Genomic DNA, 18,852 nt, shown 5'->3' with positions numbered 1-18,852 from the left:
AGCTGACGGCGCCGGGGTACTGGACGGAGCAGATGCGCCAGCCGGTGCGCTTCACCGACGCGGTGGGTGCGCTGCTGGAAGAGGGCTGCGGGGTGTTGCTGGAGGTGGGGCCCGGCCAGGACCTCACCCCGCTGGTGCGTGCGAGCCTGGGGCAGGACCGCGACCGCGTGCGTGCGCTGGCCACGCTGCGCCGGGGTGGGACGACGACGGAGCAGCAGGGCTGGCTGCAGGGCGTGGGTGAACTCTGGACCGCGGGTGTCGCCGTGGACTGGAGCGCGTTCTACGCGCACGAGCAGCGTCTTCGGTTGCACCTGCCGACGTACGCGTTCCAGGAGAAGGACGTGTGGGTGCAGTCGCGGGCCCGCGCCCTGCCCTCTTCGTTCATGCCGCCGGGCGCGCCTGTGCGTGCACCGCAGAACGTGTCCGCGGCCAGCGTGACGGCGCCGGGCGCCGGTGTCGGCCCGATGGCCCCTGTGCCTCCCGGGACACATGGAACCGTGGCTGGGACAGCGCCGCAGTCGGGCGTGCCCGCGACGTACGGAGCGCAGGGCTCCATGCCGGCGCATCCTGCGTCCGGGGCACAGGGCGCAGTGCCTACCGCGTCCGCGACGCACGGAACACAAGCCTCCGTGCCTGCGCATCCCACGTCCGGATCCGTGGCTCCGCATACCGCGAGCTACGGAGCGCAGGACACCGCATCGTCGGCGTTCGGCACTCCCTCCGGTGAGGAGTCATCCTCCGCGTCCGCCCCCTTCGCGGGCCGCGCCCCGGCCACCCAGTCTGGCCAAGGCGCGCTGGCCCCCACGGGCCGAGTGGCCACGGTGACACTGTCTCCCACGGAGGCCCCGGCGCACGCCGGCCCGTCCTCTCCGAACCTCCCGACGGCCAGTGGCACGCACCCGTTCGGCGCCACGCCGCCGCCCGTGTCCGTGCCCAGCATCGCGCAGTCGCTCCATGAGGGCGCCTACCACCCGACGGGCGCGGCCTCCCATCCGGCGCCCGAAGCCGCGCACAGCTCCGCGCGTCCCCTGCTCCCGGGCCTCTCCGCGCACACGGCCTCCGAAGCCGTGGCCCCCGCCGCCGTCCCCGCGGGCCGTGAGGACGCTCCGCGAGGCGACGTCGAGGAACGCGTGGCCGCGCTGTGGCGCGAGCGCCTGGGCCTGGACTTCGTCGGCCGCGAGGAGAACTTCCTCGAGATCGGCGGCAACTCGCTAACGGCCGCCCAGCTCCTCAACCAGGTGCGTGACACGTTCGGCGTGCAATTGCCGCTGGCCGCCCTCTTCGAAGCCCCCACCGTCGCTGGCATCGCCCAGCGCCTGGAGCCCCTGCTGCGGCAGGCCCCCCAGGCCCAGGTGTCCGTGGAGCTTCCGCTGGTGCCGCTGCCTCGCACGCGAGAGCTGGCCCTGTCCTTCGTGCAGGAACGCGTCTGGCGTCTGGAGCAGCACCTTCCCGGCCTGTCCGCGTACAACATCCCGTTCGTCCTGCGGCTCGATGGCGTCGTGGAAGCCGAAATCCTGGAGCGCGGCATCCAGGAGATCGTCCACCGCCACGAAGCCCTGCGCACCACCTACGACGTGGTGGACGGCCGCCCCGTCCAGCGCTTCCACGCCCACGTCCGCATCCCGCTCACGCGCGTGGACCTCCGGGGTCCGCTGGAGACCCGCGAAGCCGAAGCGCTGCGCATCGCCCGCGAGGACGCCGCCGCGCCGTTCGATCTCGTCAATGGCCCGGTGATGCGCTCCACGCTCGTGCGCCTGGACACGCACGTGCACATGCTGGTGGTGAGCATCCACCACATCGTCTGCGACACGCTCTCCGTGGCCCTCTTCGTCCAGGAGCTGGGCCAGCTCTACGACGCTTTCATCCAGGGGCGTCCGTCTCCCCTGCCCCCGCTGCCGATCCAATACGCGGACTTCGGCCAGTGGCAGCGTCAGAGCATCGCGGAAGCGCGCCTCCCTGAGCAGGAGCAGTGGTGGCGTCAGCGGCTCGCCGGTATGCCCCGGCAGATCGACCTGCCCACCGACCGTCCCCGGACCGCGCACAGCCGCACGCTCAACTCCGCGCGCATGACGATGGAACTCCCGCCCGCGCTTGCCCGGGAGTTGTCGGCCTTCTCGCGGCGTGAAGGCTTCACGCCGTACATGACGGTGCTCGCGGCGTGGCAGACGCTGCTGCACCGCTACAGCGGCCAGACGGACCTCATCGTCGGCACGCCCATCGCGAACCGCACCCGGCCGGAGCTGTTCCCGCTCATCGGCTACGTGGCGCACTCGGCCGCGTTCCGCACGCGCTTCGTGGGCGAGCCGACCTTCCGCGACATGCTCGCGCAGATTCGCGAAGAGGTGAACGACGCCCAGGCCCGTCCGGACGTGCCCTTCGAGTACCTGGTGGAGGCACTGGTCCCCGGCAAGGACATCGGCAAGGGCCGCATGGCCGACTCGGTGTTCGTCTTCCACTCGGGTGTCAGCGCCGGCGCGATGACGCTGGAGCTCAAGGGCATGCGCGGCTCGCTGGTGGAGGTGCCCGGCACGCCCGTGCAGTGGGGCGCCACCCTGGCCGACCTGACGCTCGTGCTCTCCGAGTCGCCCGGCCGTCTCCACGGCGTGCTGGAGTACGCGACGGAGCTGTTCGACGCCGCGTTCGCCGAGCACTTCATGGCGCACTTCCAGGTGCTGCTGTCGGCGGCGCTCTCCAAGCCCGACACGCAGGTCTCCCGCCTGCCCTTGTCCACGGAGGCCGAGCGCCGCGCGTGGCCGACGCCCCGCACCGTGGCCGGCTTCACCTCCGTGCCCGCGCTCCTCGCGGATCGTCGCGCCCGTCAGGCCGACGCCATCGCCGTGTCTCGCGGTGATGCGCACTGGACCTGGGGCCAATTGGGCACCCAGGTGCGGACGCTGGCCGAACGGCTGCGGTCGCTCGGGGTGAAGGACGGCGCGCCCGTGGCCGTGAGCCTGCGGCCCTCGCCGGAGAAGCTCATCGCGCTGTGGGCCGTACTGGAGGCCGGTGGAGCGGTGGTCACGCTGAGCCCCACCGACCTGGGCGAAGTGTCCCTCTATGCCCCCGAAGGCGCGCGCGTGCCGGTGCTCGTCACCTCGCGTGAACTCGTAGCCTCCGTGCGCGTGGAGGCCTCCCGCACGCTGTACGTCGAAGACGTCGCCACGCCCTCGGAGGCTTCCATCCCGGAGGTGCCAGGTCGCGATGGGGCCGACACCCTGGCGTGGCTGCTGCCCATGGGCGCGGGCCAACCCGCATGGGCGCTGGGCCACCTGGAGCTGTCGGAGTTCTTCGTCGCACTGGACGCACGGCTGTCCCCCACCGACGGTGGCGCGTGGCTGTCCGCGGGCGAGGCCGCCGCGGACCGTCCGGACCTGGAAGCGCTGTGGGCGCTCTCACGCGGGCTGCGCGTGGTGTTCCCCTCGGAGCAGGTGACGGCGCGACTGGTGAACCTGGGCGGCGCCGGACGCCGCGCCAAGGCGATGGACCTGAGCCTCATCTACTTCGCCAACGACGAGGACACCCTCACCGGCCCGAAGTACGAGCTGCTCATCGAAGGCTCGAAGTTCGCGGACGCGAACGGCTTCTCCGCCGTGTGGACGCCGGAGCGGCACTTCGCCTCCTTCGGTGGCCTCTACCCGCAGCCGGCCGTGGTGGCCGCGGGCGTCGCCACCGTCACGAAGAACCTGCGCCTGCGCTCGGGCAGCGTGGTGCTGCCGCTGCATGACCCGCTGCTCATCGCGGAGCAGTGGAGCGTGGTGGACAACCTGTCGCAGGGCCGCGTGGGCATGTCGGTGGCGACGGGCTGGCACGTGCACGACTTCACCTTCGCGCCGGGCAATTACGAGGACCGGCGCAACATCCTGCTCAAGAACCTGAAGACGCTGCGGGCGCTGTGGCGCGGCGAGAAGGTGACGCGTCCGGCGGGCGCGGGCACGACGGTGGAGCTGTCGCTGCGTCCCAAGCCGGTGCAGAAGGAGCTGCCGGTGTGGCTCACCGCGACGGCGAACCCGGAGACGTTCCGGCTGGCGGGTGAGCTGGGCGCGGGCGTGCTGACGGGCCTGATGTCGCACTCGCTGGAGGAGATGAAGCCGAAGGTGGCCCTCTACCGCGAGGCGTGGCGCCGCAACGGCCACCCGGGCCGGGGCCACATCACGGTGATGCTGCACACGTACCTGGGCGACGACGAGGCGGAGGTGTTCCGCACGGTGCGCCAGCCGCTGCTGGGCTACTTCCGGGGCTCCACGGACATCGTCACGTCGCTGCTGGCGGCGCAGGGCTACCAGGGTGAAATCAACAAGCTGTCGCCCGACGACATCAACGCGCTGCTGGAGCACACCTTCGAGCACCACGCGAAGATGACGGGCCTGGTCGGCTCCATGGAGAGCGGCCTGAAGCGGCTGCGCGAGTTGCAGGTGTCGGACGTGGACGAGGTGGCGGCCCTCATCGACTTCGGCCTGGAGACGCCGGTGGTGCTGGAGGGCCTGCGGCGGCTGGCCCGGGTGCGCGAGCTGTTGGAGAGCGAAGCCGCCGCGCGCCAGGAGCAGGTGCTGGTGGAGAGCGGCCAGGGCGTGGAGAGCCTCCTCGCGCTGGCGAAGCAGTCCGGCGCGGTGCTGGTGCACACGTCGGCCCGGCTCGCGCGTTCGCTGACGGAGCTGCCCGGGGCGCGCGACTCCCTGGGCTCCGTGGGCGCGCTGGTGCTGGAGGACGCCTCGTCGGAGCTGGCCTCCGCACTGCACCGGACCGCCGGTGTGGAGGTGCTGTTGTCAGGTAGCGCCGTGGAGGGCGCGCTGCTGCCCCGTGCCCCGGGCGAGCGCGTCCCGTCCAGCCTCCAGACGTGGGTGCTGGATCCGACGGGACAGCCGGTGCCCGTGGGCGTGGTGGGTGAGCTGGCCCTCTCGGGCGCGGGTCTGCCCCGGGGCCTGTGGAGGGCCGAGGAAGAGGGGCACCGCCGGCTGGTGCCGCACCCGACGGAGGTCTCGTCGCGGCTGTATCGCACCGGCCGTCATGCCCGCATGCGCGCGGATGGACGCGTGGAGCCGGTGACGCTGCCCTCGCGCCTGCCCGCGCCTGTGGCGCGTCCCAAGGTGGAGGCCCCCCGCCCCGTGGCCCCGAGCGTGCCTGGCGCACCGCCGCCCATCCCGTTGGTGCCCCGGAATCAGCCGCTGCCTCTGTCCTTCGCGCAGCAGCGGCTCTGGTACATCCAGCAGTTGGAACCCCAGAGCGGCGCATACAACAACGCGACCACGTTCCGTCTGACGGGCGAGCTGGACGTCGCCGCGCTCCAGGCGGCACTGGACGAACTGGTGGCCCGGCACGAAGTGCTGCGCACCACGTACTCGCTGGAGGGTGAGACCGCGGTGCAGCTCATCCACCCGGCTCGCGGCCTGCCCCTGGCCCGGGTGGACGTCACCGGCGAGACGCCCGAGGCCCGCGAGGCGGAGCTGGTGCGCCTGTGCCAGGCCCACGCCGTCATCCCCTTCGATCTGGAGAAGCTCGTCATCCGCGCGCTGTTGTTGCGCGTGGAGCCGAAGATGCACGTGCTGGCGTTGGTGCTCCACCACGCGGTGTCCGACGCGTGGTGCACCATGGTGCTCGCGCGTGAGCTGACGGTGCTCTACGCGACGTACAGCGCGGGCATGAAGTCCTCGCCGCTGCCTCCGCTGCCCATCCAGTACGCGGACTACGCGGTGTGGCAGCGCGACTGGCTGGAAGGCGGCGTGATGGAGGCGCAGGTCTCCTGGTGGAACCAGCAACTGCTCGGGGCCCCCACGCTCGTCCTGCCCACGGACCGACCGCGCCCGGCGGCGCAGTCCTTCGCGGGCGCGCTGTACCGCTTCCAGTTCCCGGCCGACGTGGCGGAGCCACTGCTGGCCCTGGGCCGCAAGCAGGGCGCCACGACGTTCATGGTAATGATGGCGCTCTTCCAGACGCTGTTGTCGCGCTACTCGGGCCAGGACGACTTCGTGGTGGGCACGCCGCTCGCGGGCCGCACGCGCCCCGAGGTGGAGGGGCTGATTGGCTGCTTCGTGAACACGCTGGCCTTCCGCTCGCGGCTGGAGGGAGCGCCGTCGTTCACGGAGCTGCTGGGCCGGGTGCGGACCCAGGCGTTGGAGTCGTACGCTCGCCAGGACGCGCCGTTCGAGCGCATCCTGGACACGCTGGGCCTGCCGCGCGACCTGAGTCGCACGCCCCTGTTCCAGGTGGTCCTCAACGTCCTCAACACGCCGGATGCCAAGGCCCAGCTGCCGTCGCTGGAATTGACTCCGGTGGAGGTCTCCACGGGCACGTCCAAGTTCGACCTGGGCCTGGACGTCTGGGAGAACCGCGCGGGCCTCACCTGCCGCTTCGAGTACCCCACCGCGCTCTTCGACGAAGCGACCCTGGCACGGATGGCGGAGCACTTCGTGGAGCTCGCGCGTCAGGTCACCGCGAATCCGGAGGCGCCCCTCTCACGCCTGTCCCTGATGGGGGGGGCGGAGCGTCAGCGGGTGCTGGTGGAGTGGAACGCGACGGGCGGCGAGTACCCGCGCGAGGCGTGCATCCAGGACCTCTTCATGGCGCAGGCGGCGATGCGCCCGAACGCCGTGGCGCTGGAGTTCGGGGACACGCGCCTGACGTACGCGGAGCTGGACGCGCGCACGAACCAGTGGGCCCACCTGCTGCGCGAACAGGGCGTGGGGCCGGATGTGCTGGTGGCCGTGTGCCTGGAGCGCTCCATTGAGCTCATTGTCTCGCTGCTGGCCATCCTCAAGGCCGGAGGCGCGTACCTGCCGCTGGACGCGGCGTACCCGGCGCAGCGTCTGGCCGCGATGCTGGAGGATGCGCCGCCCAGGCTGCTGCTGACGACGCAGGAGGTGCGCGACAACCTGGCGGTGGATGACGCCCTGCCCTGCCTCTTCGTGGAGGAGCTGCGACTGGAAGGTCGGCCCACGTCACCCGTGCAGGCGGGGACGCAGGCACGCCATCTGGCGTACGTGGACTTCACGTCCGGAAGCACCGGGCGTCCCAAGGGCGTGGCGGTGGAGCACCGGGGCGTGCTGCGGCTCTTGCACAACGCGTCCTTCGTGGACCTGGGTCCGGACGTGGCGTTCCTGCACATCTCGCCCGTCTCGTTCGACGCATCGACGCTGGAGATCTGGGCTCCGCTGCTCTTCGGCGGGCGGCTCGTCGTCTTCCCGCCCAGCTCGCCGTCGGACCTGGAGCTGCTGGCGTCCACCCTCCAGCATCATCGCGTCACCACGATGTGGCTGACCGCGGGCCTCTTCGCGCAGGTGGTGGAGCTGAAGCCCGAAGCGCTCAAGGGGATGCGGCAGGTCCTCACCGGCGGCGACGTCGTGCCGGCGCACCATGTCCGCCGCGTGTTGGAGGACCTGGGCGTCAGCGTCAGCAACGGCTACGGCCCGACGGAGACGACGGTCTTCGCGTCCACGTACCGCCTGACAGACGCGGCCCAGGTGGGCACGTCCATTCCCATTGGCCGGCCCGTCAACGCGACGCAGCTCTACGTGATGGACCGACACGGGCAGCCGGTGCCCCCGGGCGTCGCTGGTGAACTCTTCATCGGCGGTGACGGTCTGGCACGCGGCTACCTGTCGCGTCCGGACCTGACCGCGGAGCGCTTCGTTCCGAACCCCTTCGCCGCGACGCAAGGAGAGCGCCTGTACCGCACCGGTGACCTGGCGCGTTGGCGGCCGGATGGCGTGGTGGAGTTCCTGGGCCGAGTGGACCACCAGGTGAAGGTGCGGGGCTTCCGCATCGAGCTGGCGGAGGTGGAGGCCGCGCTGCGGGCCCACGCCTACGTGCGTGAGGCCGTGGCGGTGGTGCGCGAGGACGTGCCCGGCGACAAGCGGCTCGTCGCCTACTTCGTCCCGAGCGAGGACCTGGACCTGGACCCGGCCGTGCTGCGCACGTTCCTCGAACAGCGGCTGCCGGACTACATGCTGCCGTCGGCGTTCGTGCCCCTCACGGCCCTGCCGCTGACGGCGAACGCGAAGCTGGACCGCAAGGCCCTGCCGGCCCCGGAGGGGCTGCGTGCCTCGCGGCGTGAGTACATCGAGCCCCGCACGGAGATGGAGCAGCGGCTGGCCGGGATCTGGACCCAGGTGCTGCGCGTCGAGCGCGTGAGCGTGGACGACAACTTCTTCGATCTGGGCGGCGACTCCATCATCAGCATCCAGGTCGTCGCGCGCGCGCGTCAGGCCGGCGTGCGGATCTCCGTGCGCGACCTCTTCCAGCACCCCACCCTGGGCGCGCTGGCGAACGTGGCGAAGCTCAGCGCGGGCAGCGTGGCGGAACAGGGCCCCGTGGTGGGCGAGGTGCCCCTCACGCCCATCCAGTTGGAGCTGCTGGAGGGCGATCCCGAACACGCTCACCACTTCAACATGCCGGTGCTGCTGCGGGCCCGTCAGCCGCTCCAGCCGGTGTTCCTGGAGCAGGCGCTCCAGTTGCTCATCTCCCACCACGACGCCCTGCGCCTGCGCTTCACCCGCGAGGGAACCTGCTGGCGCCAGCACAACGCCTCGCCCGAGGACGCCTCCTTCCAGTTGCTCCAGGTGGACCTCTCCGGACTTCCGCCAGAGGACCGTCCTCGCGCCATGGAGGAGCATGCGGAGCGCCTCCAGGCCCGCTTCGATCTGGCCCGGCCGCCCCTGGTCCGCGCAGCCCTCTTCCACTTCAGCCCTGGGCAGGAGCAGCGGCTGCTGCTCCTCATCCATCACCTCGTGGTGGATGCCGTCTCCTGGCGTGTGCTCGTCGAGGACCTGGAGACCGCGTACCTGCAACTGAGCGCGCGGCGCCCCGCCGTGCTTCCCGGCAAGACGACGTCCTTCTTGTCCTGGACGCGCCGGCTGGAGACCCACGCCCTCTCCGACGCCCTGCACGCCCAGACACCGCTGTGGCTGGACGAAGCACGCAAGGACGTGGCCCCGCTTCCCGTCGACTCCGCGGGTCCCAACACCCACGGTTCGCAGCGGGCGGTCTCCATCCAGTTGGACGCGGAGGAGACCCGGCTGCTGCTCCAGGAGACGTCGGCGGGCTGGCGGGCGCGCATCAACGACGTGCTGTTGACCGCGCTCGCGCTCGCGCTGCGCGAATGGACCGGCCAGTCGAGCGCGCTCATCGACGTGGAAGGCCATGGCCGGCAGGAGCTGTTCGCGGACGCAGACGTGTCACGCACCGTGGGCTGGTTCACGTCGATGGCGCCCGCGCTGCTGCGGCTGCCTCTGGGAGGCACGCCGGGCGACAGCCTGCGCGCGGTGCGCGACACGCTGAGCCAGTGGCCCGACCAGGGCATCGGCTTCGGGCTCTTGCGCTTCATGGGGCCCCCGGACCTCCGTCAGCGGATGGCCGCCTTCCCCCGGGCGCAGGTGGCGTTCAACTACCTGGGCCAACTGGACGGCGCGTCCGACGCCAGCACCCTCTTCTCCCTGGGAGATGACCCCGTCGGCACGTCGGTGGCACCCACGGCCCTCCGGACGCACGTGCTGGTCGTGAACGGCTCGGTGCGGGACGGGCGGCTGGGGATGTACTTCGGCTTCAGTCACCACCTGCACCACGCCTCCACCATCGAGACCCTGGCGCAGCGGTTCCTCACGGTCCTGCGCACGCTCATCGAACAGCGGCACTCCGAGGACTCGCGCCGGATGACGCCGGGCGACTTCCCCCTGGCGCGCCTCACCCAGCCCGCGCTGGACGGGCTGCTGGCCTCGCAGGGGCCCACCGTGGAGGACCTCTACCCGCTCTCCGCGCTCCAGCAGGGCCTGCTGTTCCACGTCCTCGCGACGCCGGAGTCCTCCTTCTATTTCGAGCAGCGCTCCTGGTCGATCCACTCGGCGGTGGACATCGGGTTGTTCCGCAAGACGTGGCAGGCGGCGGTGGACCGCAATCCCATCCTGCGCACCAGCTTCGTGTGGCGGGATCTGGGGGCCCCGCTCCAGGTGGTGCACTCGCACGCCGAGCTGCCGTTCGAGGAGCACGACTGGCGGCACCTGCCCCCGGAGGAGCAGCAGGCCGGGCTGACGCGGATGCTGGCCGCCGAACGCACGCGCGGCTTCGACGTGACGCGGGCCCCGTTGATGCGGATGGTGGGCGTGCGCCTGTCGGACACGCACTGGCGCTTCATCTGGAACCACCACCACCTGCTGCTGGACGGCTGGAGCTCCGGCCTGTTCTTCGAGGAGGTCTTCGCGCTCTACGACACCTTCCGGTCGGGAGCGACGCCCGCGCCCTCAACAAGGCCTCCGTTCCGGGACTACATCGCGTGGTTGCAGCAGACCGACATCGCTTCGGACGAGCGCTTCTGGCGCGCCCGGCTCTCCGGCCTGTCCGTCCCCACGCCCGTGCCCGCGGAGCAGCCCTCGACCGCACGGCCCGGCGATCCCGTCCGGATGCAGAGCGCGAAGCTGTTCCTGTCGTCGGAGGACACCACCGCGCTCCAGGCCTTCGCGCGCCAGCACCAGTTGACGCTCAACACCCTGGTGCAGGCCGCGTGGGCCCTGGTGCTCGCGCGCTATGCCGGCACGCAGGACGTCATCTTCGGCACCACGCTGGCGGGCCGTCCTCCGGAGCTTCCGGGCGCGGAGGCCATGCTGGGCATGCTCATCACCACGCTGCCGGTGCGCATCCAGCTCCCCGACGAGCAGGCGCCCGTGCTGCCCTGGCTCCAGTCTCTCCAGACGCAGCAGCGGGCCCTGGAACAGCACCAGCACACGCCGCTGGTCACCGCGGCGAGCTGGAGCGACATGCCGCGAGGCACGCCGCTCTTCAACACCCTGATGATCTTCGAGAACTTCCCCCTCGATGAGTCGGTGATGAAGCGCTCCACGGAGCTCGACATCCGCGACCTGCTCGTCGCGGAGACCAGCCACTACCCGCTCTCGGCCATGGTGGTGCCGGGCAACGAGCTGCTGTTCAACCTGGGCTACGACCCGTCGCGCTTCTCGAAGGACGCGGTGGATCGCGTGCTGGGTCACTGGACCCGGGCGCTGCTGTCGCTGACCCGGCCCTCGGCCCTGCTGTCCGACGTGTCCATGCTGTCGTCGGCGGAACGTCAACAGGTGCTGGTGGAGTGGAACACCCCCGCCCGGGGCTACCCGGACGTCCGCATCCACGACCTCTTCGAGCAGCAGGCCGACCTGCGCCCGGACGCCATCGCGCTGGAGTTCGCGGAGCAGCGGCTGAGCTACGCGCAGTTGGACGCGCGGGCCAACCAGCTTGCCCACCTGCTGCGCCAGCACGGCGTGGGCCCGGACTCGCTCGTCGCGCTCTGCCTGGAGCGCTCCGTCGAGCTGATCGTCTCCCTGCTCGCCATCCTCAAGGCGGGCGGCGCCTACGTGCCACTGGATGCCTCGTACCCGGTGCAGCGACTGTCCGCGATGTTGGAGGACGCGCCACCCCAGGTGCTCATCACCTCGCGCACGCTGCGCTCCACCCTGCCCGTCTCGCAGGAGGTCCCCTGCCTCCTGGTGGAGGAGTTGAGGCTGGAGGAGCAGCCCGCGTCCCGCCCCGTGACGGCCACGCTGCCGCGCCATCTGGCGTACGTGGACTTCACGTCCGGCAGCACCGGCCGCCCCAAGGGTGTGGCGGTGGAGCACCGCAACGTGCTGCGCCTGCTGCACGACGCGTCCTACGTGGACCTGGGGCCGGACACGGTGTTCCTGCTCATCTCGCCCATCTCGTTCGACGCGTCCACGCTGGAGGTGTGGGGTCCGCTGCTCTTCGGTGGGCGCCTCGTCGTCTTCCCGCCCAGCTCGCCTTCGGATCTGGAGCTGCTGGCGAGCACCGTCCACCGGCATCGCGTCAATACGCTGTTCCTGACCGCGGGCCTCTTCGCGCAGGTGGTGGAGCTGAAGCTGGACGCCCTGCGCGGGGTACGGCAGGTCATCACCGGAGGCGATGTCGTCCCGGCGCCCCAGGTTCGCCGGGTGCTGGAGACACTGGGCATTCCCGTCAGCGCCGGCTACGGCCCGACGGAGACGACGGTCTTCGCGTCCACGCACCGCATGACGGACGCGGCCCAGGTGGGCACGTCCATTCCCATTGGCCGTCCCCTCCGCGAGACGCAGCTCTACGTGCTGGATGCGAACGGCCAGCCCGTGCCGCCGGGCATCCCGGGCGAGCTGTTCATCGGCGGTGAGGGCCTGGCGCGAGGCTACCTGTCGCGTCCGGACCTGACCGCGGAGCGCTTCGTCCCGCACCCCTTCTCCGCGACGCAGGGCGAGCGCCTGTATCGCACGGGCGACCTGGCGCGCTGGAGGCCGGACGGCGTGGTGGAGTTCCTGGGCCGAGTGGACCACCAGGTGAAGGTGCGGGGCTTCCGCATCGAGCTGGCGGAAGTGGAAGCCGCGCTGCGGGCCCACGCGGCGGTGCGTGAGGCCGTGGCGGTGGTGCGCGAGGATGTGCCCGGGGACAAGAGGCTGGTCGCCTACGTGGCCCTGCACCAGGACGTCGAGCCGGCCGTGCTGCGCGCGTTCCTGGCGCAGCGGCTGCCGGAGTACATGCTGCCGTCGCTCCTTGTCCCCCTCGCGGCCCTTCCGCTGACGCCCAACGGCAAGGTGGACCGCAAGGCGCTGCCCGCGCCGGAAGTCTCGCAGCCCGCCGCGAGCACCTACGTGGCGCCCGAGACGCCGACGGAGATCGCCCTGGCCACGCTGTGGAGCGAGGTGCTGCGCATCCCCGCCGTGGGACGGCACGACAACTTCTTCGAGCTGGGTGGTCATTCGCTGCTGGCCACCCAGGTGGTGTCGCGCATCCGGTCCACCCTGGGCGTGGAGCTGCCGCTGGGAGACCTCTTCAGCGCGCCCACGGTGGCCACGCTGGCGGAGAAGCTGGGCCGTGCCAGTCGGACGCAGGCGCCCCCGCTGGTCCGCGCGGAGCGGACCACCGCGCCGCCGCTGTCGTTCGCCCAGCAGCGGCTCTGGTTCATCGATCAGCTGGAGCCGGGCACCACGCTCTACAACTTGCCGCTGCCGCTGCGTTTCACCGGCGCTCTGGATGAAGGCGCGCTGCGCAGGAGCCTGGACGCGTTGATGGCGCGGCACGAATCGCTGCGCACCACGTTCCGCGTGGATGCGGGTCAGCCCGTGCAGCACATCCACGCCGGGGCCACCGTGCCCTTCGAGTCCGTGGACCTGACGGATATCGCGGACGCAACGGAGCGCCAGGCCGAGGCGAAGCGGCGTGGCAGCGCGGAGTTCCACCGCCCGTTCAACCTGGAGCAGGGGCCGGTGATCCGCGCCCTGCTGCTCAAGTTGGACGCCCAGGAGCACGTGCTGGTGTTGCACCTGCACCACATCGTGTCCGACGGCTGGTCGTTGGGCGTGCTGGTGCGTGAGATGACGGCGCTCTACGAGGCCTTCCGTCAGGGGCATGCCCCTGCCCTGCCGTCGCTGCCGGTGCAGTACGCGGACTACGCCGTCTGGCAGCGCGGCTGGCTCCAGGGGGACGTGCTGGAGGCGCAGCTCGACTGGTGGAAGCAGCAGCTCGCGGGTGCGTCCCACGTGTTGGAGCTGCCCACCGACAAGCCGCGTCCGGCCGTCGCCTCCCGGCGCGGCGATGCGGTGAGCGTGCACCTGCCGCGCGTCCTCGCGGAGAAGGTGGAGGCCCTGGCCCAGCGTGAAGGCGCTACTCCCTTCATGGTGCTGCTGGCGGCCTTCCAGTCCGTGCTGCACCGGTACTCGGGGCAGGATGACGTGCTGGTGGGCTCTCCCATCGCGAACCGTGGCCACGCGGAGACGGAGGGCCTCATCGGCTTCTTCGTCAACACGCTGGTGCTGCGCGGAAGCTTCGGCGCGCGGCCTTCGTTCCGGCAGCTCGTCGCGCAGGTGCGCACCACAACGCTGGGCGCGTATGAGCACCAGGACATCCCGTTCGAGCGGTTGGTGGAATCACTCCAGACGACGCGCGACCTGTCTCGCACGCCGCTCTTCCAGGTGATGTTCGCGTTGCAGAACGCGCCCCTCCCAGAGCTGGTGCTGCCCGGCCTTTCCGTGAAGGGCGCCGACATCGGGGGCCGAGGCACGTCCCAGTTCGAGCTGAGCCTGGACCTCAACCGTGAGGCGGACGGCTTCGTCGGACACATCGACTACGCGACGGACCTGTTCGAGCGCTCCACCGTCGAGCGCCTGATGACGCACCTGCGGGTGTTGCTGGAGGCCGCGCTGGAGCGGCCGGATGCGCCGCTCGCGGACCTGTCCTTCGTGGGTCCCGAGGAGCGTCAGCGGCTGCTGGGCGACCTGAGTGGTTCCGCTGTGGACTTCGACAGTGAGGCCACGCTGCATGGCCGCATCGAACGGCAGGTGGCCCGCACGCCGAGCGCGGACGCGGTGGCGTTCGGGGACACGATGCTGTCCTTCCGGCAGCTCGATGCCCGCGCGAACCAGCTCGCCCGACACCTGCGCTCATTGGGCGTGGGTCCTGAAGTCACGGTGGGCCTGTGCCTGGAGCGGTCGGCCGATTCCATCGTCGCGCTGCTTGCCGTCCTCAAGGCTGACGGTGCCTTCGTGCCGATCGACCCGGCGGCCCCTGCCGCGCGTCGCTCCTTCATCCTAGGAGACAGCCGCGCATCCGTGCTGCTGACCACCCAGGCCCTGGCGGAGGCGTGGCGGCCCGATGTGGGCGCCGTCGTGTGCCTCGACGCTGAACAGAAGCCCTGGGCGGAGCTGTCATCGGAGACACCGGCCTCCAACGTAGGGCCGGAGAACCTGGCCTACGTGCTCTACACGTCGGGCTCCACAGGCACGCCCAAGGGGGTGGCGGTGCAGCACCGCTCCGTGCTCCACCTGCACCAGGCGATGGCGCGCGACATCTACGTGCAGCCGCAGCGCGGCCTGCGTGTCAGCGTGAATGCGCCGCTGTTCTTCGACGCGTCCATGGAGCAGGTCATCCAGCTCCTGGATGGGGATTGCCTGTGCCTCGTCCCCGACGAGACGCGCAAGGACCCGGAGGTGATGCTCTCGTGGCTGGAAGCGCAGCGCATCGACTCGCTGGACTGCACGCCGTCGCAGCTCAAGCTCCTGTTGGACGCGGGCCTGCTGGAGCGCGCCCACGTGCCGGCGCTGCTAATCGTCGGCGGGGAGGCGATGGACGAAGTGACGTGGCGGCGGCTGTCCACGACGAAGCGCACGCGCGCCTTCAACGTGTACGGACCCACCGAAACCACGGTCAACGCGACGGCCTGGGCCCTCCAGGACGCGGCGCAGTCGCTGCCCGTCATCGGCCGGCCGCTGGACAACGTGCGGGCGTACATCCTCGACGCGCAGCAGCGGCTGGTGCCCTTCGGCATGCAGGGCGAGCTGTGCCTCTCCGGTGAAGGACTCGCGCGCGGCTACCTGGGACGCCCGGACCTCACGGCGGCGCGCTTCGTTCCGAATCCGTTCAGCACCGAGCCCGGTGCACGCCTCTACCGCACGGGTGACAAGGCCCGCTGGCGCGAGGACGGGACGCTGGACTTCATGGGCCGCCTGGACTTCCAGGTGAAGCTGCGCGGCTACCGCATCGAGCTGGGGGAGATTGAAGCCACCCTGCGCTCGCACCCGGGCATCCGGGACGCCGTGGCCCTCGTCCGTGAGGACGTGGCCGGTGATGCGCGCCTCGTGGCCTACGTCGTGCCGGAGGTGGACACCTCGACGCTGCGCGAACACCTGCGCAAGCACCTGCCCGAGTACATGGTCCCGGCCACCGTCATGGCGCTGCCTGCCCTGCCGCTGACGTCCAACGGCAAGGTGGACCGCAAGACCCTGCCCGCGCCGGAAGCCTCGCAGGTCGGCTCACGCAACTACGCAGCGCCCGAGACGCCGACGGAAGTCGCCCTGGCCGCGCTGTGGAGTGAAGTGCTGCGCATCCCCACCGTGGGACGCCATGACAACTTCTTCGAACTGGGTGGTCACTCGCTGCTGGCCACGCAGGTGGTGTCGCGCATCCGGTCCACGCTGGGCGTGGAGTTGCCGCTGGGAGACCTCTTCAGTGCTCCCACCGTGGCGGGGTTGGCCAGGCGGCTGGCTCACGCTGCTCGCTCCAGGACTCCGGCCCTCACCCGTGCGGATCGGACGTCCGCGCCGCCGCTGTCATTCGCGCAGCAGCGGCTCTGGTTCATCGATCAGTTGGAGCCGGGCACCACGCTCTACAACATGCCGCTGCCGTTGCGACTCACCGGAGTGGTGGACGAAGGCGCTTTGCGCAAGAGCCTGGATGCGCTGATGGCGCGGCACGAATCGCTGCGCACCACGTTCCGAGTGGAAGCGGGTCAGCCCGTGCAGCACATCCACGCCGGGGCCACCGTGCCCTTCGAGTCCGTGGACCTCACGGACATCGCGGACGCGACGGAGCGCCAGGCTGAAGCAGAGCGGCGTGGCAGCGTGGAATTCCACCGCCCGTTCAACCTGGAGCAGGGGCCGGTGATCCGCGCCCTGCTGCTCAAGTTGGACGCCCAGGAGCACGTGTTGATGCTGCACGTGCACCACATCGTGTCCGACGGCTGGTCGTTGGGCGTGCTGGTGCGTGAGATGACGGCCCTCTACGAGGCCTTCCGTCAGGGGCATGCCCCTGCTCTGCCGGAGCTGCCGGTGCAGTACGCCGACTTCTCCGTGTGGCAGCGCGGCTGGCTCCAGGGAGAGGTGCTGGAGGCGCAGCTCGGCTGGTGGAAGCAGCAGCTCGCGGGTGCGTCCCACGTGTTGGAGCTGCCCACCGACAAGCCGCGTCCGGCCGTCGCCTCCCGGCGCGGCGATGCGGTGACCGTGCACCTGCCGCGCGCGCTGTCCGAGCAGGTGGAGGCCCTGGCCCAGCGTGAAGGTGCCACGCCCTTCATGGTGCTGCTGGCGGCCTTCCAGTCCGTGCTGCACCGGTACTCGGGGCAGGATGACGTGCTGGTGGGCTCTCCCATCGCGAACCGTGGCCACGCGGAGACGGAGGGCCTCATCGGCTTCTTCGTCAACACGCTGGTGCTGCGCGGAAGCTTCGGCGCGCGGCCTTCGTTCCGGCAGATTGTTGCCCAGGTGCGCACCACGACGCTGGGCGCGTATGAGCACCAGGACATCCCGTTCGAGCGGCTGGTGGAGTCACTCCAGACGACGCGCGATCTGTCTCGCACACCCCTGTTCCAGGTGATGTTCTCGTTGCAGAACGCGCCCCTTCCGGAGCTGGTGCTGCCCGGCCTGTCCGTGAAGGCCGCCGACATCGGGGCACGTGGCACTTCGCAGTTCGAACTGAGCCTGGACCTCCGCCGTGTGGCGGACGGTTTCGTTGGACTCATCGACTACGCGACGGACCTGTTCGAGCGCTCCACCGTCGAGCGCCTGATGACTCACCTGCGGGTGCTGCTGGAGGCCGCGCTGGAGCGCCCCGACGCGCCGCTCGCGGACCTGTCCTTCGTGGGTCCCGAGGAGCGTCAGCGACTGCTGGGCGACCTGAGTGGCACCGTCGCGGACTTCGACCGTGGGGCCACGCTGCATGGGCGCATCGAAGCGCAGGTGGCCCGCACGCCGAATGCGGACGCCGTGGAATTCGAAGGGACAACGCTGTCCTTCCGGCAGCTCGAAGCCCGCGCCAACCAGCTCGCCCGACACCTGCGCTCGCTGGGCGTGGGTCCTGAAGTCACGGTGGGCCTGTGCCTGGAGCGGTCGGCCGATTCCATCGTCGCGCTGCTCGCCGTCCTCAAGGCCGGCGGAGCGTTCGTGCCGCTCGACCCGGCGGCCCCCACCGCGCGTCGGTCCTTCATCCTGGGAGACAGCCGCGCATCCGTGCTGCTGACCACCCAGGCCCTGGCGGAGGCGTGGCGGCCCGACGTGGGCACCGTCGTGTGCCTCGACGCTGAACAGAAGCCCTGGGTGGGGCTGTCATCGGAGGCCCTGGCCTCCAACGTAGGGCCGGAGAACCTGGCCTACGTGCTCTACACGTCGGGCTCGACAGGTACGCCCAAGGGGGTGGCGGTGCAGCACCGCTCCGTGCTCCACCTGCATCAAGCGATGGCGCGCGATATCTACACGCAGCCGCGGCGCAGCCTGCGCGTCAGCGTGAACGCGCCGCTGTTCTTCGACGCGTCCATGGAGCAGGTCATCCAGCTCCTCGATGGGGATTGCCTGTGCCTCGTCCCCGACGAGACGCGCAAGGACCCGGAGGCGATGCTCTCGTGGCTGGAAGCGCAGCGCATCGACGCGCTGGATTGCACGCCGTCGCAGCTCAAGCTGCTGCTGGACGCAGGCCTGCTGGAGCGCGCCCACGTGCCGGCGCTGATCTTCGTCGGCGGGGAGGCGATGGATGAAGTGACGTGGCGGCGGCTGGCCACGACGAAGCGCACGCGCGCCTTCAACATGTACGGCCCCACCGAGAACACCGTCAACGCGACGGCCTGGGCCATCCAGGACGCGGCGCAGTCGCTGCCCGTCATCGGCCGGCCGCTGGACAATGTGCGGGCGTACATCCTCGACGCGCAGCAGCGGCTGGTGCCCTTCGGCACGCAGGGCGAGCTGTGCCTCTCCGGTGAAGGACTCGCGCGCGGCTACCTGGGCCGTCCGGACCTCACCGCGGAGCGCTTCGTTCCGAATCCGTTCAGTACGGAGCCCGGAGCGCGGCTGTACCGCACGGGTGACAAGGCCCGCTGGCGCGAGGATGGGACGCTGGACTTCATGGGCCGCCTGGACTTCCAGGTGAAGCTGCGCGGCTACCGCATCGAGCTGGGGGAAATCGAAGCCACCCTGCGCTCGCACCCGGGCATCCGGGACGCGGTGGCCCTCGTCCGTGAGGACATGCCCGGTGATGCGCGCCTCGTGGCCTACGTCGCACCAGAGGTAGAGACCGCGCCCCTGCGTGAGCACCTGCGCAAGCACCTGCCCGAGTACATGGTGCCGGCCGCCTTCGTCGCCC

Annotated in this window: 1 protein-coding gene; it reads left to right on the top strand. The window is 70.8% G+C overall.

Annotation, left to right across the window (positions count from 1 at the left end):
- Positions 1 to 18,852 (top strand): non-ribosomal peptide synthase/polyketide synthase (locus tag D7Y13_RS21825; RefSeq protein WP_244222366.1); only part of this gene is annotated, 18,852 nt, incomplete at both ends.

The organism is Corallococcus praedator (assembly GCF_003612125.1).
GTDB lineage: Bacteria > Myxococcota > Myxococcia > Myxococcales > Myxococcaceae > Corallococcus > Corallococcus praedator.
This window is presented reverse-complemented; position numbering and strand designations above follow the sequence as displayed.